Genomic DNA, 19,119 nt, shown 5'->3' on the forward strand with positions numbered 1-19,119 from the left:
GCAAATATCCTAAAATTACTCAAACCCCTCTTTAACCACCCCTCTATAGAAAGGGAACACAATTATCTGAGCACTCGGCTTTAGCCGTTACTCACGACAGGATATGCAGAAGCGGAAAGCTGGCAAGGAGCAATATCTCAAAGAGCAGCAGCCTCCTCTCTGATTGTTTGGTTCTAAAACTGAAATATTCTCGCGTTATAGAATCTAATATATTGATTTGATTGGCTAGAACAATATAACGTTTATTAACTTCGAAGTACTCACTGAGCCTGTCAAATATCTGCCTTGATTCTATAGTTTTGTTAAATTCTGAAGGTCGATCCAGAAGCTTTACGCTTTCTATGCTCCTGTACTTAAACCGGATACTTTTGGTAAGGACTGAAACCACCTTTTTAGTATTAGCCCTTAGATATCCCTTATTAAGATGACTTATGAAATGACCCGCTGCATCCAGTACCTCTGAAAGCTCGGTTTCAATATTGTAAAGCTCGACGGACTTTGCTAAGACACCAGCCACTATATCATCCACGAAGGGTTGATAATGAAAGTTTAGCTCACTTTCTGGCCACAGGCTTACAAAGTTATCCCTGGAACCAGGGATCTCATGGGTTTCATTAAACTTATGTAACAATTCATAATCAATATCAATATACAAAGTTCTCAAATACTCAAGAACAATCGAGATCTCGTCTTGGTTACAATTTAGAAAGGTCATACAGCCGTATCTATATATGTAGACTGATTTGTTGACTGAAGCATATTTTAAGATTTTTTCTACCTCTGCCCCATCAAGTTTAATATATTCCTTCCAGCTAGCATCCTTCTTCAGATTAATAAAGGAGGCTATCCGCAGGAGAGGTAGCCTTACTGCTACTTTATAAGTATTGAATACTATTTTTTCCATATTCCACCCGTCTGTCTTTACCTTATTAAATCAAATAACATAAGTACAACTTCAATAACAATCAACAGCACAATTACCCACTCCACGAACAATCCGCGTATGGAATGGCTTATCGTTCCAAACCCGTCAATGATGCTTTTCAATATCTCAGTCTTACTTTTGATCACTTCGTACCGATCGTTCAACTCAAAAAATTCTGCCATCTTCTCGTAGAAGTCTGCAGCATCACTGTTAATCCAGGTAATATCGGGTTTATCAAGAATCATAATATAGGCAATGGTATTGTATTCATGCCTGACAATCCTTGAAGTTGTCTTAGCCAGTTCTTTGTGTCCAATATTAAGTTTTCCCTTTTCTAGGTTATCAATCTTACTTTCCAGATCATCCAGAATTTTACCCAGTTGTTCTTCAATCTTTTCCAGGGCTACAGATTTGGCAATCACGATTGAAATCAATTCCGGATAAAACAACTCCATATTGGGAATCTGAACAAAGCGATCTGTAAATTCAATCTCTTCACCCGCAACCGGATGAAGTACATAGACGTCTTGAAACCTATCATAACGCCCTATATCTACGTCCGGTTTTATTGTTTTTAGGTAGCGCATCAATATCTCGATATGTTGTTGAGTCGAGTTAATAAAAACAATACTCCCAAAAGAAAAAACTAAGATCTTTTCGTCTTTACCTGGCTCCTCTCCCAGGATTACTTTTAACACCTGGTCTTGGAGCAGAAGAGGCTCCTCCCAAGTATATTTTTTTCGAATATTACATTCCACGGCAATTTTGTTCAGATCGATTTCATTGGTTACTGCAAAGGCTTTAAAGTTCAAGTCATTCATAGGATTCCCTTAGCTTTCTGTTTAATATTAGGAGACAATTAGTTGATATTTGTAGTATATACAGTAAGAGCTTTTTTTTACTCTGAACATTCAGGTCCTGTGTAGAATCTCCTTTTTGCTACCAATGAAGCACCAATTATGGTAGTATTATACGTACTCGAAAACACATCACTAACTAAGGGTATCTAATTAATAGCAGAATCAATGGTTGCGACCACAAGAACAGAGGTAATATGATGAAAAGCGTTTTAAACAAAGAGCTGCAAGGAAGCGGGAGAATCTCTGCTCTTCTTTCAAGAGGACAATTTATGGCCAATTTGGCGATGCTTGCGGTAATAATAGTTTGGGGAATTTCCTATGTTAGTATTAAAGTAGCGGTTGTTGAAATCCCCCCCATAACAATGGCACTTATCCGTTTTGCGATGGCTTCCTTGATGCTCTGGATTATCATTCAGAGGGTTGAACCCCAGGCGAAGCTACATAAATCGGATCTGCCTAAAATGGTTTTAGGCGGAATTTTTGGCATCACCCTTTATTTCATCTTTGAGAACATCGGAGTCAAATTCTCTACAGCAACAAATGCTTCACTGATTGTCTCTGTTGTTCCAGTTATTACAATTGTATTAGATGTACTGTTTTTTAAAGGCAGATTATCGTTACTGAAACTACTGGGAGTAGTGATAGCTGTCGTGGGCTCTTACCTGGCTGTTACAGGCAATGGCAGCGTTGAACTGAATTCCAGCCATTTTCTTGGCAATCTATTAATGATTCTTGCAATGCTATCCTGGGCATTTTTCACTTTGGTTAATAAGTCCCTGCAAGGAAAATATTCCGGCTTATTTTTAACTACTTACCAAACTATCTTTGGAACCTTATTCTTTATTCCTTTGTCACTTTTAGAGTATCAAGAATGGAAACCCTTTTCTCTTACCGCTTTGAGTAATCTTCTGTTTCTGGCAGTTTTCTGCTCCGTTGTCGGCTATTTATTGTACATATATGCTCTAAAGCGTTTGGATGTGGCTCTAACCACCATCTATTTAAATCTCATCCCCGTTGTTGGAGTGCTCAGCGGTTACCTCTTTTTGAAGGAAAGCGTTCTGCCTATTCAGCTTATCGGTGGCTTAATAACTCTTTTTGCCATAGTGATTATTAATTTCGAATTGCTAACCATGCGAAGAATTCCTTCTTAACAATAGCTCATCTTCTAATTCATTTGGTTTCAAGCTCCTTGGTATAGAATCCGATAACACCCAAATAGAGTACAAATTATAAGCAATTTAACCTATTAGACATGTTAAAGCTAGGCTAGGTTCAGAGTTACCCTGAGCCAGCCTAGCTTAATTTACTTATCTGCCTTCTCTCGGAAAAAGCGTTTAACCCCTTTCCAGGTTCTTGGTTTCTGTCTAGCTTTAAGATTACTCGACTTTGGAAATATGACTAACAATAGCCTCCTTGTTCATTCCCACATAAGCACAACTTGGGTCATTTCCACATTTTCGGCAAACCAAATCATAAGCAGAGTTTAGTGTGTGACATTTTGGACAGGAATAATGCTCACTCATTTCTCTTGCCCATTGTTCATACCCGACATCCTTGATTCTTTGGTGTGATTGCCATAAATCAAGTCGATGGGGTTTAAGAGCTTGGAAGGTTTTAATTTCTTTACAGGGAAACTCTTCACATTCACCACAAAACTCGATTCCTTTTTGCCTAGCACATTCTATCATCCTACAGTTACTGCAATATGCTGTTTTGGGTATGGAACGACAGCCTTCACAATGAGTTTCTTCAATGGTTTGATTTAGAGTTACAGCAATTTTTTTTAATCGTTCTGGTTCCTCTTTTGTCGCAATGAATACCGTGCAAGATGGACAAAATAGTCCGCAGACTGCCGAAGTCATTTTAATCGGATCCATCCTGACAATTTCATATTCAGTCTTAACTTCAACATTCTTGTTTAGCACTAACCACACTGGAGATATTTCCTCTGCTAGCTTTATAACATTTTGAAGGTCTGAATCCACTGCATCTAGCGATTCAAGAATCACTTTTAAATGGATCCCTTGGAGTGATAAAGGGTTTTCCCCTGGTATCCCGCTGGCCTTAACATGAAACCCAGAAATCTTTTTTCCCATTTTTCGCAATAAACCCACCATTGCCGTGCTGACACACCCAGTAAAACTCATCAGAAATAACTCTAAGCCTCGAAACCCTTGCCCGTCGCCAAGAGGCGGTAAATAGTCTAAGGTAAGTGGGTAGTCAGGGTTAGATTCAGATACTCCGATAAATTGAACTTTTTGATTGACTAGTCTTAGATTCACTTCCAGTTGATTGTTACTCATTCCATTTCCTCCTCAAATTCTTGCTCTACTTACTTAGATACAAAGAGAGGAGAAAAGTTACAAACAACTTATAATTATGTAAGTATTTTTAGAGTCTGTTGAGCAATGATTTCCCTGATTTTCTCCCTAAATTCTTGATAGGATGTATGGCCCGGCTGTTGATCATACAGCCGAATTGTTTTTCTCAAAAAATCTATTTCCGTCCAGATCGAAGACATTTCTGCAGTACTTCTCCTTCTTACTGGGTTATAGGAAGAAATAAGGTCTATCTTTCCGTTATCGATCAGATACTTCACCCAGTTTCCACATTGGCAAGGATTTTCCGGATCAATAAACGAACATTTGTCTTCCATGTTGTCTTTCAAATGCTGTTTTGCTCGATAGACATTTATTTTAACCGCACTCTCAGATATATCCATAATATCGGCGACTTCCTCAATTGATAACTCCATTAGAATTTTCAAAGTGAAGGCAATCCGCTGTTTCTTAGGGATACAGTTCAGAAACAGCTGCAGGCAGGTTTCGCGGATGTCTTCAACTATAGCATGCTCTTCAACAGACTCCTTGGATTTCATCGATTCCCAAAACTCTGTTTCAGATATACCTCTTTCAGCCGTTATAATATGAATTGGAACTTTATCACGTTTCGTCATATAGCGATAGGTACAATTCAGCAGTATTTTATAGATCCAAGTTCCAAAGGAACTAGCGTGGTTAAACTTCGAAAAGGATCGATAGGCATTGATATAAGCTTCTTGAATGACATCTTGGGCATCTTCCCTATTACCCGTTAGACGAAAGGCCGTCCTAAACAACTTTTCATAGTACTCGTGATAAAATGTCTCAAATTGGCTCTCTAATTCCTCCGACATCAAAGCTCACCTCTACCAACTGGAGTTCTTGTTTTTTATTATTATACATGAGGGTATCAATGTGATTTAAACAATCATCAGATTTCATTTTAGAATTGCAATAATAGATATTATATCCCATCGAAAAGCTCAGCTTCACCATATAATAATTCAATACCACGATTAAGATTCTTTCATAGCCCCTTTGAATATGATGCTATTAATAATATCAATCAAGAGGGAGGAAGTTAACTATGACTGAAAGTTATGTTCTTGATAAGAAATGCCCCAAGTGTTTTGGCCTCGGAAAAACCGCGAACCCGACACACAAGAAATTAATCGTTGTTGAAAAGAAATTACCAGGAAAACAAGATGATCCACCCCTCATTGTTTGTGAGGAATGTAACGGTACGGGAATTCTACTTCCAACTGAAGTAAAAGAACTCTTGGAATATATTCTTTCTTAATGAATAGCAGAACAATAACCGATTATGATACTAGAGAATCGATAAGTCTCAAAGTTTTCATTTCTCTTCAAATAAAAATGCTATAAATCCAACGCCGTTTGATATCGGAAACAACAATATGGGGGTGCTCTATGGAGGAAATTATTCTAAATGCTATTGTAAAGGCGCAAGCTACGCCAGCAAAAGCAATACTGGCCACTATTATTCGTACTGAGGGCTCTACACCCCGTGATTTAGGTACGCAAATGTTGGTTATGGACACCGGCCAAACAATTGGTACTATTGGAGGAGGAACTGCGGAAAAGCTTATCACCAACAGAGCCTTAGCACTCTTAACGTCCACCGAAGAAACTAACGCTGAAATTTTTCACCAAGCCATAAATCCGAAGGCCCACACTGATAAGTTTTCAGTTTGCGGAGCTACTATCGATGTTTTATTAGAACCCATCCAAGATAAGAATTTCTGGCAATTCCTTCAGGATTTTCTGAAATGGGGAAAAGATGCGGTGTTGCTAACTGCTCTGGTTCCTCCATATTCCAAGAGTATCTTTGATACAAATGGCAATCTTCTCTTAGGGCAACCTCAAAACAATTTGGTTCTCTCAGCAATAAAAAGGCAAGAAATCCTCTCCGGCAAGCCAGCGGAAGTGATTGGAAACAGTGAAGAGTATCGCTGGTTCGTGGATCCGGTCAAAAAAACAGAGCGTTTATTAATCTTAGGAGCAGGCCACGTGGCCAGACAAGTTGCTTTTTATGCCCAGGCACTGGATTTCCAGGTATCGATAATTGACGATCGTCCCACATTTGCCCTGCCTGAGTTTTTCTCCGGTGCCCATTCAGTTATCTGCAGTGATTTTGCTGCCGGGATCAAGAAATATGAACCTAACAGGGATACTTATGTGGTCATTGCGACGAGAAGCCATCCTACGGATGCGGAATGCCTTAAGGAGATCCTCAAATTTCCGACTAAATATGTGGGTATGCTGGGCAGCACAAAAAAGATCGCCGCCATTGTAAGCTTCTTGCAAGAGAAAGGGTATTCTTCTCAAGCTTTGACAAGCTTAAAGGCGCCGATCGGTTTAGATATAAATGCTCAAACCCCATCCGAAATTGCCATAAGTATTCTGGCAGAGATCATTTCTGTTAAACGATCCCTCTCTTCCCCACAATAATGATCTGAACCTTTTCTCTCCAGAAAATCTAAAGGGTGTCTATCCCCTGTATTTTTTAGCTAGTCCTTTTAAGAAATTTCTGGCGTATTTATCTCCACACTCTTTGAAATTCTTATGACCTTCCTTTCGTAAGAGTGCGCCTAATTCTCCTTTGGTTACGATGACTCCAGTTTCTTTTAAGATGTCGATCATGTCTTCACTGGTAAGTGATAGGGCAATTTTCAATTTCTTAAGCAACATATTATTAGGATTGTCATTATTTTTCAGCCCCGGCCGTTCCGCTTGATCTGGTTTAGGCTCTTGCTTTCCTCTTTTATAAATAATAAAACCATTCAGGAATGACTCTAGCGTACTGTTTCTGCATTTTATGTTTTCTTCCTCATCTTCTATGTCGTTAGATTCGTCAACTTCGTTATAGTAACGATAAACATCTTTTGATTTTATGAGCAGCTTTCTCACTGTTTCTTCGTCCAGTTCCACTCCACCAAGTTTAAATATCTCTACCATTTCCTTATCCCTTAAATTTAGAGCATATCTTAATCTAATTAGGATATCATTATTGTCCATGCTAAATCCTCCTAAGTTTTATCAAACTATCTTACATTATATCATGAGATCAAAAACAACTTCTATCCAACCACGATATCTACTTTAATGGAACTATTTTCTCCTATCATCATTCAAGCAATTCTATAAGTTATTCAATATTAGAACATAAAGGCCATTGACGATTTTGTAGTGGTTTCAAATTAAATTAAATTAAATTATCAAGGCCTCCTTCTGCAGTTATCTTAAATCTGCAGATGGAGGCCTTGCTTTTAAGGTTTTTTTCTACCTAAGCAACGAATCAATTTTCTCTTTGATCTTTTCAGCTTCTTGCACAAAGCTTTCGCTTAGATCAAAGAGGTTTTTGCCACGAAAATCAGCTTCTACAACAACAGGATCATAGGGAAAATGCCCTAAAATCGGCAGAAAGTTAATCTCTTGTTCTAGCTCTGCCAATTGCCCTTCATGCACTTTGTTAACGACGGCGTAAACATTTTGTACCCCTAGGTCATTGGCAAGTTTTACTACCGCCTGAGCTGTCTCAATACTGCGTCGTCCTGGTTCCACCACAACAATAAAGGCATCCACACCTCTGGCTGTCCCCCGTCCAAAATGCTCAAGTCCTGCTTCCATATCTAAAATCGCAATTTCATTTCTTTCCAGGACAATATGATCCAAGAGACTTTTTAAGAGAGTATTTTCCGGGCAGGCACAGCCGGTTCCTCCTTGGGTAATTGACCCCATCCGCAAAAGTTTAATTCCCCGATATTCGGCAACATAGGTATCCGGAATGTCCTCCACCTGGGGATTAAGGCTGTAAATAGCTCCAATCGTTCCCGGTTCAGCTCCGGTACGTTCTTTGATTAGTTTCCGCTCTTCAGAAATAGGGGTTAGCTTTGCCAACATTTCTGGAGGAAAGCCTAAAGCCGTTCCCAAATTGGCATCCGGGTCTGCATCTACCGCCAGAACTCTCTGTCCATCTCGAGAGTAAAGATAGCATAGTAGTGACGACAACGTCGTTTTACCCACGCCACCTTTACCGGAAATGGCAATCTTAAGGCTTTTTTCCCTCATATACTCACCCCGTCCTTTATGAATAGTAGGCTCCCACTTCTACTTCTGGGAGGTGAGAGCCCCGTTAGTCTGTTTCGTCAATTATTAATGAGTTCATCAACTCTGAAACTCCCTCTTTTATAAGTGGATGTTCCTATTCTGCGGCACTTTCTGTGGTTTCCGGACAGACAAGTCCTAAAGCCTTACGTTTCTGAATAATTCGAGCAATCATTGTTTGGGCGGCCTGAAGGGGATCTGCTTCGTAAATTAGTTTTCCCCCAAAAAGCTCATCAGTAGTCACGGGGAACTCGCCTTTATTTGCGGTGAGAGCTTGTTCCACCAGCGGTGAACCGGTGATAGGGGCATTAACCCCGATGTGAACATCCACTCCCTGAGCAATAAAGAAAGTTCCAATGGATAAGGCTTTAGGACTATGATTTTCAGGACTGGAGCCTGCCACGGGTAATTCTCTCACCCCTACACCCAATCTATTGGCTAGGGCAACCAGCAAATCGTCAATTCTGGAATTATCCACACAACTTCCCATGTGCAGAGCAGGAGGCAAGGCCGGTAAACCGTTTGCTTGCCCAATGGCTGTCAGCACACTGGCTAGTTTTTCTCCGCAATACTCTAAACCAGCAGGTGACAATAAGCCATTCTTCCCTAAGGAGTGAGCTGAACATCCGGTAGCAACGATTAAAACGTTATTTCTCATTAGTTCTTTAGCCACTTCCGTATTAGCCCAGTCTTGTTTCACTTTAGGATTTGTGCATCCGACAATAGCAACAACACCTAAGATGTCACCTTTAGCAATGGCTTCTATCAAGGGAAGTAAAGGGTCTGACCCGTTTAACGCAGCCAAAAGCTCCACAATCTGCTCAACGGAAAAACCAGCATAGGCTTCTACTGTACCCTCTGGAATCTGGACTTTAGATTGGTCTCTCTCCGGATAGTGGGCCAGAGCACGACGGACAATCTCCTCTCCCATTTTATCCGCCTCTTCCGGGGTCCAATCTATATGACTAGCTCCTTCGATCTTAATATTTGGCAAGGTGGAAATAAGTTCTGTGTGATAGCAATCTGCTACTTGAGCCAGACCAGGCATGATACATTGAGCATCTACCACCATGGCTTCCAGAGCACCGGTAATAATCGCTAATTCCTGACTGGCATAGTTTGTGGCTACGGAAACTCCTTGGCGCATTAACAGTTCATTGGCGCTGCAACAAATCCCCACAATGTTAATCCCTTTAGCCCCTAAAGCCTTGGCCTCATTATTTAATTTTCGGCTCCACTCCAGGACTTTTTCAGAGACCATGGGAATATGACCGTGAACGGCAATATTGACATAATCTTCTTTGATAACGCCCATTCTGTATTGGGTTTTGACAAGCCGTGGAGTTCCAAACAAAATATCCTGGAGATCTGTGGAAAGATGCAGTCCATCATATCCTTCGACTAATCCCATCTTCATAATCCCCAGCAAAAGACTAACGGGATCGCTCTCACAGCCCATAGCTGTTTTATTGATGGCATTGGCTATTTCCAGGTGAGCGTTGGAGGGTAAAATATTCAGTTTTTCCCAGGTTTCAATGGATTTATCCTGGGCCCGAAGACGCAGCCAGTGGGAAACTCCGGATTGCTGCTGGAAATCTTGTAAAGCAATTAAAGCAACTTCATGGGCTAATTTATCCAACTCTACTCCATCAACCGTTAACCCCAGTTTCTTGCCAATACTTATAAGCTTTTCTTTGCCCTTAATTTCATAAGGAGCTTTTCCTTCGGCGGTTTCCAAAAGGGTATGGAGAATCTCCCGGGCATGTTCTACGTGGGGGGTGGTGCCTTCCACGATTAAAGACAGTAAGTTTCGTGCCACAATCTGGTCCGCTGTAGCTCCACACACTCCACGTTTTATCCCTTTATTTCCATTAAAAGTTACTTTACAGGGCCCTTGCAGGCAACGGCGGCAGCAAACACCCGTTAAGCCAAATTTACAATGGGGTTCTTGCTCCTTAGCCCTTTGAAAAGCTGTTTCAATATTTTCCTGTTCTGCTTTTACTAATAATTCCTGTACCCCAGTATCCATAGTAAGATCAGTAATTAATACTTGTCTTGACATCTTATCCTCTCCTTGTCGAAAAAGTTTCTCTTCTCTGACAATATCTTAGGTCATCACAAATAAAAAAACCATCAAATATCTGACGGTTTTCATACTCTTTCGACAATATTAATTTATTCTATTCTTCCTCCCAATTCTTGCAACTTAAGCATATCCAGTAAGAACACGGTTTTGCGGTTTCGTCTGATAACTCCATCCCTTTCCCAGCGGTTCAATAGCATAGAAGCGGTCTGCCGCGAACTCCCAACGGCCAAGGCAAGGTCCTCCACCGATAAACCCAGATTAATAAACGTGCCCTCTTGTCTAACAACTCCCTTTTCCTTGGCCGCATCCAGTAAAAAGCGAGCAAGTCGTTTATCGATATCAAGGAAGGCCAGATTTTCAATAATCCGAAGTGTATTTCCTAAGCTATCTCCTAAAGCCTTAACCATACTGATGAGTATGGTAGGGTTATTAAGCATAAAAAGATGAAAAGCCTGAGCATTTATTGCCAAAATCTTGGTAGCTTCTCTCGCTTCGGCGAAGGTCTTTGAATGACTGCTATAAATATCCCCTGGTTCCAAAAAAGAGATGGTGAACTCTTTTCCATCCGGATAGGCCAGATAAATCCGGACTTTACCTTCCAGCACGATCATGATGAAATTATCTTTGCTGTCTGGTTCAAAAATACGTTTATTCTTTTTAAAATCTCTTTTCTGAGCATTGCCTTGAAGAATTTCCAATTGGTCATCGCTTAAAGCCCAAAAAAGCGGAATTTCCCTCAGTTCATTTAACTTCATGATTGACAGAACTCCTAGCATGCTTAATTACCCAAATAGTACATGCAATAAGTATATCACACCGGATATATGCTTCACCAACCCAAGTCCTGATGTACATTCCCAGTATTGAACCGACACAGTAAATATCCGCTAGTTGATTCTTGCATATCAGCTAGCGGAAAACACACTAGTTCATTTTTCTTATCAATAAATTGATGCCAAAAGAAGAAAACTCCATCTTAAAGAACTTCTTCCCTTTAATGTTTTCCGTCAATCTTGCAGGCCACAGCTTGATCTAGGGTATCCTCAGAAAGGATATCCGGATACTGCTTCTGATGTCGTCTTAGCCAAATATTGGCATAGGAACAGGTCGCTGTAGCTTTAAATCCTTCTTTCCTAAAATACTCAGCCACTACTTCCATCATCTGTCCAGCAACCCCCTGACCTCTTAAAACAGGATTTACATAAGTATGATCTATATTCACCTCTCCATTTTCTTTGCTAATAAAAGTAGTCTCACTGAGCAATTCCCCTTTTTCATCAGTGCTATAGATACGTCCCTTTTCATAGTTCCAATTCATGTCTTTCCTCCTAATTGCGCCTTAGCTTTAGGTTGTTTCTCTATTTTAAAAACTATCTTAACCAAAGTAAAGCAATAAAATTTTTGCCCTTCAAGTTGGCCTGTTAGAGCAAAACAATCATCCTATAAATCTAGAAATGTTCCACCCCAAAGTACCTTTCGAACCAGTTCCAGATAATCACCGTCATAAGAAAAATCCTTTTTGGCGATTAAAATGGCCATTCCATGCACCAAACCCCAGCAGGACAAGGCCAAGGCATTTGGGTCAACACTTTCACCTTCCCTGTTTTGGATCTCCCCTTGGCAGCGTTCTATGGCCTGATAAAAAGTATTGAAAGGTTGCTCCCCATTCAGCAAAGTTTCGTGATTCATCTTTTTAAGATTATTAGCAAAGTCGCTTAGGAAAAACAGCCGTAAGTATTCAGGATTTTCCACAAAGAACTTAACATAGGCATAACCCATTTCTTTAAGCTGGCTCTTATTGTCCTTTGGATGTTTATTAACTGCTTCCTCTAGGCACTGGTTGAATTTATGGTGGGCTTCGATAGCAATTGCCAGGATTAGATCCTCTTTACTATCAAAATGCCTATAGGGTGCCGTGTGGCTTACACTGCATGCTTTTGCCACTTTGCGCAAGGAAAAGTTTTCGTATCCTTCTTCATCTAGCAGCTTCAAACCTTTACTAATCAAATCAGCCTTTAAATTTTCATGATGGTAATTTTCGTTTGACACTCAACCATACTTCCTCTCAACAAGCATCAAGTGATTCTTAGCTTCAGATGGAGTTTGCCTAAGAGGAATACTTACTCCATCTGAAGCTTAGAAGAACTTATCCAGGGACGTAGCAGCCGTTATCTCATCCTCACCGCTAAAGTTGTTCTGTGTAGTTTGCGGTTCGGCGAAAGCAACCTGCGCCGTTATGCTTTTCTTTGGAGTAGGCGGCTTGGGCGAAACCCTCACCCGGGTTTCGTCACTGGATGCTTTCGTACTTATAGAAGATGGGAGTCTTACGGCTGGTAGTCATCGGATAAATATATTATACCACAAGTTAATAAAATGTTTACACCGTAAACATACCGTGCTATTATTATGTTGACACTGTAAACATAATTCGATAAGGAGTGAATTGAATGATAGCCTTGTTGATTTCAGATCAGGAGTATCTGACCAAAACCTATCAAGGTCTAAAAGATTTGATAGGCAAGTTCTTGAAACAAAAGGGATATGAGATAGAGATGACGGAACTAAGGGAGAAAGATCTGACCTTTTGTAGGGGTTGCTTTGGTTGCTGGATCAAAAAGCCGGGGGAATGCATTATCAACGACGGGATGGCCCAGATCAACCGCAGGGTTATGAACAGCGACGTAGTTATTTATCTCAGTCCGATCGTCTTTGGACAGTTTAGCCCAACTATCAAAAATGTCATAGATAAGGGCTTACCTAATATGCTGCCATTTTTCGAAAAACGACCGGATGGCTCTACAATGCACCCACCCCGTTATGATACCTACCCCAGTCAGATTATCGTCGGTTACGGAGATGAAATTTCAGATGAGGATAAACAACTGTTCATTGATGTCACCAAAAAACATCGGAGAAGTATTGAAGTCCTGATCTTTCAGGAACCAAAGGAGAACACCATCGAGGCCTTAAACAAGCTGGAACTTGTAAGGGTAGGTGGATTACTGTGAAAAATGTTGTTTTAGTCAGCGCCAGCCCTAAGATAAACGAACAATCCGTCTCTAAGGAATTCTTAGAAATGTTGGGAAGCCAAATCAATGCTCAGTTATTGAGTAAAACATTTATTGATGTCAGGAAAAGCTTTTCAAGTTATAACCTTACAGAAGATTTTGAAAACCTTGCCAAGGCCGATGCCATAATCATTTCATTTCCTCTTTACTATTTTTGCCTGCCAGGGATGTTAACACGATTTTTAGTTGATTATCATAATTATTACACGGCCAGCGGGAAGGTTAAAAAACATGTCAAAGTATATGCTATGGTTAATTGTGGGTTTCCCGAACCAGAAATAAACCTAGAGGCTGTCAGAGTTATCAAGAGTTTTAGTCAACACCTAAACGCCGAGTTCCGGTTCGGCGTTCTCATCGGCGGAGGTCCCATGATGATTGCCGCCAAAGAAGCACCTTTTATGAAAAAAGCTGTCCAAAAGCTCAACTCTGCTTTTACCTCCATAGCAGCAGATATTCAAGCTGAGAATTCAACACCGATGGATGCTATTTATATTGGGGTTAATTATCCTTTATTAAGACGCATCTATTATTTCATGGGCGGCAGAGGCTGGATTACATTAGCTCGAAAAAACGGCCTGAAGAAAAAAGATCTATATAAAAAACCCTATCGGCTAAATTAATAACGGCAGCTGATCTGTTATCCTTTGTTCCATTCCTCTAAATGAGCAGCAATGAATTCAATAATCTGGCTATTTTCCTCTTTCCCTAAACCATTGATGGACAATGGTTCTCCAAAAGCCATATGAATGGGTTGCTTACGATTGATGGGACCTAAATCCTTTAAGTATTTACCATTCCCCCAAAAATCCGTTTTTATTGCAATGGGAACCACCTCAACCTTGGCTTTGCTGGCCAGCTTTACTCCCAGTGAATTAAATTCCTTTGGCACGAAACTTACTGTCCTGGTGTTTTGCGGAAACACAACGATCGATATTCCATTGGCTAATAATTCTTGTCCCTTTTTCATGACAATTTGAAGATCAGCTCTTGAATTCTTCCTGCTTACGACAATTGGATTTTGAGCACTGATGATAGGGCCAAAGAAAGGATGTTCAACCAGGCTGTCCTTTACCACAAAGGTTACATCCATAAGTGGAGCAATCAGACAAGGAAAAATCATCGTTTCGAGAGTACTCATGTGGTTACTGATAAAAACCACAGGCCCTTTACACTTTTGCAGATTATCAAGCCCTGTGATATGGAACCTCCCCCCACAGCCCTCTATCAACTTAAAAATATCATAGGAAGATAATATCCAGGCCTCTGTATCGTAGTGGCCCTTTACGGCAGCACTTCGGGATTTAAGAACAATTTTAAAGAAGTTAAGCATAAAAAAAAGACGTGTATTGATCAGTAATCTATCTAGCAGGAAACGCGGCGTATTCTCGGCAGTATGATATGAATCCAACATGAAAAAGTTCTTTTTCAAAGTCTTACCCTCCTGTTTTCTAGTGAACGATACCTTTAAACCTTCCACATATCCGCTGAATTTTCCTGCTTCAACTCATTTTCAGTACTATTTCTTTCCACAATATTATAACCATTTAACAATTGACAGATAACCTAATATCATGTACCGTCTGGACTGGATAACTAGAATAATAGAAGCTAAAAGCTAAGATTGGCCGAAAATAACGCGAAACAGCAAAAGTTGCCTCGCGTTATTCTTTCAAGCACGAATACCTTAGTGTAGCCCAGTTAGAATTGATCTGATATACTTAAGTTGGGCAGTATCCATAGAACTGCACCTCGGGAAAACCATTTAAATTATACTGCCTGTATCCGTTGCGGACCGGGACAGAGGGATAAAACATTTTCATGTTTTAAAAGTCCCTTCTGATAGGGACTTTTTTTGCTGCAAAGTTGTTTTATCACCTCTCCTAAAAAAGGAGGAAGAAGAATGAAATCAACAAAAGACTTCTGGGTACAAAAAAGCCAGGGAAAAAAGATTGTAATGGTTACAGCCTACGATTATCCTTCGGCCAAGCAAGTTGAGCAAGCTCAGGCGGACGTGATTCTTGTAGGTGATTCTCTTGGCAATGTTGTGCTGGGCTATGACTCAACAATCTATGTAACAATGGAAGATATGCTTCATCATGCTAAAGCTGTCAAGCGCGGGGCCCCTAACACTTTCATAGTAGTAGATATGCCCTTTATGAGCTACCACCTGTCTGTCAGAGATACATTAATAAACGGCGCAAGGCTTATTCAGGAAACAGGTGCTCATGCAGTGAAACTAGAGGGAGCTGATGATGTACTCCCCCATATAAAAGCGCTTGTAAAAGCAGGCATACCTGTTGTTGCCCATCTGGGGCTTACCCCGCAATCCGCCGCAGTTCTTGGTGGATTTAAAGTACAAGGCAAAGATGCTGAAGCCGCAAGAAAAATGCTAGCAGACGTAAAACTCTGCCAGGAAGCCGGAGCCTTTGCAATTGTTCTTGAATGTATTCCGCAACAGCTAGCCAAGGAAATTTCAAGATCCCTGGCAATCCCTACCATTGGAATAGGAGCAGGCGTCCATACTGACGGACAAGTTCTGGTGTACCATGACATTCTTACTTATGGAGTGAATCGAGCTCCAAAATTCGTTAAATCATACACAAATGCAGATGAACAAATGACTAATGCCTTACGTGAATATGTAAGCGAAGTAAGAAGTGAACTTTTTCCTAACGATCAACATAGTTTTACGATGAAAGAAGAAGAATTGAAGACTCTTTACGGAGGTAGAGAATAACATTAGCTACTCTGTTCACTACCGTAACGACCATGAAAGACCAAAGGAAATATTCAAGAATAGACTTGCACATTAAATTATAAACTATTATATTGCTCGCAAACCGTTAAAAGCTGATTTCCTTTACAAGAATGGAAATCAGCCTTTATTTATATCATCTCTCTCTTCAATCTCTTCAACGAGCCATTCATCATCTCCGTATTTGATAAAAAACTGACCCTCTCGCTCGATCAGGCTTTTACACAACTCAGCATAGGCGGGTCGAGACAGTTTCGTATCACGCTCCCAGAACAGAGAAATGTAGGGGATATTGTTTTCTATGAGAATATTTCCAAGGGGCATGGGGAATATTCGGCCATCATAAAGCTGCACCATAAACTGACCATCCTGCCCAGTTAACGATGGAACGAAAAAAGGTACGTCCTCCACCCTCACAGGGTACAAATGATCCTGCCAGTCAATATAAAATTGTTTATTATCATCTTTTTTTAGATGGGAAGCAAATAGCTTAATGATTTCTTTATTAATCATAAGTACTCCGTCAGCATACCATAGCCCATCCTGATCAATAAGAAGTTCGGGGGCGCGAAAATTTTCCATCATTTATTCCTCCTTAAACTTAAGGTTATCGTATCAGAAGTATTAGTCCTTATTAAATATTCCATTATCGCCCTCAATTTCCTGCCTACAGTTTCCAATGACTTTCACACATTGAGATACACTAAGGGGCCTGCTGAAATAATAACCTTGAAATTGCTGGCAACGGAGTTTTTTCAAAACCTCTGCTTGCTCTAATGTTTCTACGTATTCGGCAAGAACCGTGATTTCCATTGATTCAGCTAGGTAAGTGATTGAGGAAATAATATCCTGGCAACTTTTATTGTCGATAACATCCTTCGTGATGGAACCATCTATTTTGATCTTATCCAAGTTAAAATACTTCATATAATAAAGAGAGGCGTGGCCCGCTCCGAAATCATCCATTGCTATACTTACACCCAGACCTTTAATCTTTTCTAATAAATCTACGGTTTGAGTGTTGGTTCCAAAGGCAACTGTTTCAGTAATTTCTAATTCAATGTCTCTGGGATTTAGTTGAGTAATCCTAAAGATATTGACTAGTATATCTAATAGTTGATCATTCAATTGGGTCGGCGAAATATTGATGGCCATTCGAATATCAACAATACCCTGCTTATTCCATTCCCCCAGTTGAAAACATGCTGCTTCTATAACCCATCGACCTAGTTTATTAATAATTCCAGCCTCTTCGGCTATAGCAACAACTACCTGTGGGTTCACCTTTCCATACAAGAAATGATTCCACCGAAGCAAGGCCTCTACACCAATAACTTCTCCCTTTTCATCAACCTGGGGCTGATACTCAAGGAAAAACTCTCTCTTTTCAAGTGCTACTTGAATGTCGTAACTTAGAGCATTGGCCGTATTCCCTATCTGATCACTTCTGGTTAAAATTCTCTTTTTTGTACTATAATCTTCGCTGAGAACTGTTTGAACTAATTGTTCATAGTTATTAATAATTGCTTTTCGTTTTTGAAGCTCATAGAGCCTAACAAAGGGGTAATACAAACAGGTACCAATTATTATGTTTAAAATTTGCAAGGCCATGCCCCTCCATGAAGAGGTCGCCAGCCAACCACCCAGAAGGGGCGGTGTCGTCCAGTCAACCGGTGCTATGGTTACAGGGACAAGGCCTATATATGTTGTTAAATAAGCAATAATAGTTAGGATAAGGGGAACTAGTATATAGGGGATCAAAAATAGTGGATTAAGGACAACAGGCAAACCAAAAACAATTATCTCGTTAATATTAAAAATTGAGGTTAGAAAAGCTATCTTGGCTAATTTTAAAGTACTGCTGTTTTTTCCAGCCAGAAAAATTGCTATCAACAAGCATAATGTTGAACCTGAGCCGCCTATCAGGACAAACACATCGAGAAAAGGTTTAGTTAGAATATGTACCGGTTCCCCTCCTGTGGATAGGGCACTGATATTTAGATCTATTGCTTTGAAATAGATATCTTGAGAAACGGAATACAAGATATTGTTCCCATGAATACCAAAAAACCAGAAGACCTGATTCAAGAAAACAAAGAGTATAGAAGCTGCAAACTGATTTTCGATGTTTAAAAAAATGTTCATGGTTAAATCAGTAATTAGTTGGTTAATATCTTCAATACCCAGATAGGTGAGTAGGACTCGCAACAAGGAAACTCCGACGAGAGTTAAGCAAAAGGGAAAAATTAAGAATAAGACTTTAGGGATAACCGGATCGGCATCTACCATAAACGATAGATAATACTTATCCAAACACCTATTAAGATGAATAAATAATTCTGTAGAGAGAACTGTCACTATAATAGATAAGAATATACCTGTTACTCCAGCATTGCTTGTATGTATTCCTGAGCTTCCTGTGTTAATAATAGTTAACAGAGAGATAAGAGCGACAAGGGAAGTTATGATGGGATTGACCTTGTCCTTAGACATCTGAGGATCAGCTACGGCAAGAGAATAGGATATTGTGACAGAAAGGGCCAGCCCCATCAAGCCAAATGTCAAATTCCAAACACTTTGGCCAAAGGTTTTCCAATCAGGTCCAAACAGCGAGGTCATTAGATCCTGGTACTGTACAAGGGGAAAATTATTAATAACTAGAGCTACGGATCCAGCAATAATTAATGGGATGATTAGTATTAACCCTTTGTTAATTGATTTTACAATAAGATTTTCAGAAATTGCCGTTGAGATATTTAATGCTCGTTGGGTAAACTTCATGAAACCACACCCTAAACTTTTTCGAGACTCTTTTACTATGCAAAGTGATTCTTATTAACATAAATTACTAGAATTCAACATTTTTTGCGAAAGTCCTTCCTAATCTTTACCTAATATTAAAAGCCGCTACAATTTCTGTAACGGCTAATCCTATATGGACACCATGCTACTGATTATACGATTTCAAATCAAACA

General features: G+C 40.0%; 19 protein-coding genes. 6 read left to right on the forward strand and 13 right to left on the reverse strand.

The annotated features are described in order from the left end of the window. Positions 1–91: 91 nt before the first annotated feature. Together DP73_RS17375 and DP73_RS17380 are read right to left on the reverse strand one after the other, a co-directional pair. Positions 92–904 (reverse strand): RMD1 family protein, encoded by an 813-nt coding sequence (locus DP73_RS17375; RefSeq protein ID WP_034601196.1) that lies wholly within the window; start codon positions 902–904, stop codon positions 92–94. Positions 905–921: 17 nt separating this feature from the next. After that, entirely contained in the window at positions 922–1,746 is an 825-nt protein-coding gene (locus DP73_RS17380) for an RMD1 family protein (protein WP_034601197.1), read from the reverse strand. A 236-nt stretch (positions 1,747–1,982) separates the two neighbouring features. Here DP73_RS17380 and DP73_RS17385 point away from each other — a divergent pair, with 236 nt between their 5' ends. Next, on the forward strand, positions 1,983–2,936 hold the full coding sequence (locus tag DP73_RS17385; RefSeq protein WP_034601198.1) for a DMT family transporter: 954 nt from the start codon (positions 1,983–1,985) through the stop codon (positions 2,934–2,936). Positions 2,937–3,161: 225 nt separating this feature from the next. Here DP73_RS17385 and DP73_RS24000 read toward each other — a convergent pair whose 3' ends face one another. Then, positions 3,162–4,088, reverse strand: a complete 927-nt coding sequence (locus DP73_RS24000; RefSeq protein ID WP_081963079.1) for a DUF3795 domain-containing protein — start codon at positions 4,086–4,088, stop codon at positions 3,162–3,164. 74 nt (positions 4,089–4,162) lie between these two features. Next, positions 4,163–4,960 (reverse strand): RNA polymerase sigma factor, encoded by a 798-nt coding sequence (locus DP73_RS17400; protein WP_034601199.1) that lies wholly within the window; start codon positions 4,958–4,960, stop codon positions 4,163–4,165. 233 nt (positions 4,961–5,193) lie between these two features. On the opposite strand from DP73_RS17400, the gene DP73_RS17405 reads away from it, so the two are divergent. Beyond that, positions 5,194–5,406, forward strand: coding sequence for a hypothetical protein (locus DP73_RS17405; protein WP_034601200.1), 213 nt, complete (start codon positions 5,194–5,196; stop codon positions 5,404–5,406). 131 nt (positions 5,407–5,537) lie between these two features. Beyond that, entirely contained in the window at positions 5,538–6,578 is a 1,041-nt protein-coding gene (locus DP73_RS17410; protein WP_034601203.1) for an XdhC/CoxI family protein, read from the forward strand. Between the two features lie 39 nt (positions 6,579–6,617). Here the strand turns inward: DP73_RS17410 and DP73_RS17415 are convergent, their stop codons facing one another. The 6 genes from DP73_RS17415 to DP73_RS17440 all read right to left on the reverse strand — a co-directional run bounded on the left by DP73_RS17415 (position 6,618) and on the right by DP73_RS17440 (position 12,369). Then, complete coding sequence (locus tag DP73_RS17415; protein ID WP_034601204.1) at positions 6,618–7,145, reverse strand: DUF1456 family protein; 528 nt, start codon at positions 7,143–7,145, stop codon at positions 6,618–6,620. A gap of 264 nt (positions 7,146–7,409) precedes the next feature. Then, on the reverse strand, positions 7,410–8,198 hold the full coding sequence (locus DP73_RS17420) for a carbon monoxide dehydrogenase accessory protein CooC (RefSeq protein WP_034601206.1): 789 nt from the start codon (positions 8,196–8,198) through the stop codon (positions 7,410–7,412). Between the two features lie 133 nt (positions 8,199–8,331). Next, positions 8,332–10,296, reverse strand: coding sequence for an anaerobic carbon-monoxide dehydrogenase catalytic subunit (cooS, locus tag DP73_RS17425; protein WP_034601207.1), 1,965 nt, complete (start codon positions 10,294–10,296; stop codon positions 8,332–8,334). A gap of 113 nt (positions 10,297–10,409) precedes the next feature. Further along, positions 10,410–11,075, reverse strand: a complete 666-nt coding sequence (locus tag DP73_RS17430; protein WP_034601209.1) for a Crp/Fnr family transcriptional regulator — start codon at positions 11,073–11,075, stop codon at positions 10,410–10,412. Between the two features lie 239 nt (positions 11,076–11,314). Then, on the reverse strand, positions 11,315–11,638 hold the full coding sequence (locus DP73_RS17435) for a GNAT family N-acetyltransferase (RefSeq protein ID WP_034601211.1): 324 nt from the start codon (positions 11,636–11,638) through the stop codon (positions 11,315–11,317). A gap of 122 nt (positions 11,639–11,760) precedes the next feature. Beyond that, positions 11,761–12,369, reverse strand: coding sequence for a TetR/AcrR family transcriptional regulator (locus DP73_RS17440; RefSeq protein WP_034601213.1), 609 nt, complete (start codon positions 12,367–12,369; stop codon positions 11,761–11,763). A 398-nt stretch (positions 12,370–12,767) separates the two neighbouring features. On the opposite strand from DP73_RS17440, the gene DP73_RS17445 reads away from it, so the two are divergent. Then, the gene (locus tag DP73_RS17445) at positions 12,768–13,328 is read left to right on the forward strand and encodes a flavodoxin family protein (protein ID WP_034601215.1); all 561 of its coding nucleotides are present in this window, start codon (positions 12,768–12,770) and stop codon (positions 13,326–13,328) included. Continuing rightward, positions 13,325–14,008: an NAD(P)H-dependent oxidoreductase gene (locus tag DP73_RS17450; RefSeq protein WP_034601218.1), complete on the forward strand. Its 684-nt coding sequence runs from the start codon at positions 13,325–13,327 to the stop codon at positions 14,006–14,008. Before DP73_RS17445 ends, DP73_RS17450 begins: the two co-directional genes overlap by 4 nt. Positions 14,009–14,025: 17 nt before the next feature. On the opposite strand, the gene DP73_RS17455 is transcribed toward DP73_RS17450, so the two are convergent. Continuing rightward, the gene (locus DP73_RS17455) at positions 14,026–14,817 is read right to left on the reverse strand and encodes a lysophospholipid acyltransferase family protein (RefSeq protein ID WP_081963080.1); all 792 of its coding nucleotides are present in this window, start codon (positions 14,815–14,817) and stop codon (positions 14,026–14,028) included. 471 nt (positions 14,818–15,288) lie between these two features. Between DP73_RS17455 and panB the strand changes: the two genes are divergently transcribed. Then, entirely contained in the window at positions 15,289–16,125 is an 837-nt protein-coding gene (panB, locus tag DP73_RS17460) for a 3-methyl-2-oxobutanoate hydroxymethyltransferase (protein ID WP_034601220.1), read from the forward strand. Positions 16,126–16,263: 138 nt separating this feature from the next. Here panB and DP73_RS17465 read toward each other — a convergent pair whose 3' ends face one another. Both DP73_RS17465 and DP73_RS17470 read right to left on the reverse strand, forming a co-directional pair. Next, positions 16,264–16,725 carry a DUF1285 domain-containing protein gene (locus DP73_RS17465; protein WP_034601222.1) on the reverse strand — a complete coding sequence of 154 codons (462 nt, stop codon included), beginning with the start codon at positions 16,723–16,725 and terminating at the stop codon, positions 16,264–16,266. 42 nt (positions 16,726–16,767) lie between these two features. After that, entirely contained in the window at positions 16,768–18,924 is a 2,157-nt protein-coding gene (locus DP73_RS17470; protein ID WP_034601224.1) for an EAL domain-containing protein, read from the reverse strand. Between the last annotated feature and the right edge of the window lie 195 nt (positions 18,925–19,119).

The sequence above is a fragment of the Desulfosporosinus sp. HMP52 genome (assembly GCF_000765145.1).
In the GTDB taxonomy this organism is placed as follows: domain Bacteria; phylum Bacillota; class Desulfitobacteriia; order Desulfitobacteriales; family Desulfitobacteriaceae; genus Desulfosporosinus.

Coding starts and splice junctions, on each gene's coding strand:
- DP73_RS17420 (WP_034601206.1), bottom strand. CDS start 8,198: ATGAGGGAAAAAAGCCTTAAGATTGCCATTTCCGGTAAAGGTGGCGTG.
- DP73_RS17470 (WP_034601224.1), bottom strand. CDS start 18,924: ATGAAGTTTACCCAACGAGCATTAAATATCTCAACGGCAATTTCTGAA.
- cooS (WP_034601207.1), bottom strand. CDS start 10,296: ATGTCAAGACAAGTATTAATTACTGATCTTACTATGGATACTGGGGTA.
- DP73_RS17380 (WP_034601197.1), bottom strand. CDS start 1,746: ATGAATGACTTGAACTTTAAAGCCTTTGCAGTAACCAATGAAATCGAT.
- DP73_RS17400 (WP_034601199.1), bottom strand. CDS start 4,960: ATGTCGGAGGAATTAGAGAGCCAATTTGAGACATTTTATCACGAGTAC.
- DP73_RS17415 (WP_034601204.1), bottom strand. CDS start 7,145: ATGGACAATAATGATATCCTAATTAGATTAAGATATGCTCTAAATTTA.
- DP73_RS24000 (WP_081963079.1), bottom strand. CDS start 4,088: ATGAGTAACAATCAACTGGAAGTGAATCTAAGACTAGTCAATCAAAAA.
- DP73_RS17405 (WP_034601200.1), top strand. CDS start 5,194: ATGACTGAAAGTTATGTTCTTGATAAGAAATGCCCCAAGTGTTTTGGC.
- DP73_RS17385 (WP_034601198.1), top strand. CDS start 1,983: ATGAAAAGCGTTTTAAACAAAGAGCTGCAAGGAAGCGGGAGAATCTCT.
- DP73_RS17410 (WP_034601203.1), top strand. CDS start 5,538: ATGGAGGAAATTATTCTAAATGCTATTGTAAAGGCGCAAGCTACGCCA.
- DP73_RS17375 (WP_034601196.1), bottom strand. CDS start 904: ATGGAAAAAATAGTATTCAATACTTATAAAGTAGCAGTAAGGCTACCT.
- DP73_RS17430 (WP_034601209.1), bottom strand. CDS start 11,075: ATGAAGTTAAATGAACTGAGGGAAATTCCGCTTTTTTGGGCTTTAAGC.
- panB (WP_034601220.1), top strand. CDS start 15,289: ATGAAATCAACAAAAGACTTCTGGGTACAAAAAAGCCAGGGAAAAAAG.
- DP73_RS17435 (WP_034601211.1), bottom strand. CDS start 11,638: ATGAATTGGAACTATGAAAAGGGACGTATCTATAGCACTGATGAAAAA.
- DP73_RS17465 (WP_034601222.1), bottom strand. CDS start 16,725: ATGGAAAATTTTCGCGCCCCCGAACTTCTTATTGATCAGGATGGGCTA.
- DP73_RS17445 (WP_034601215.1), top strand. CDS start 12,768: ATGATAGCCTTGTTGATTTCAGATCAGGAGTATCTGACCAAAACCTAT.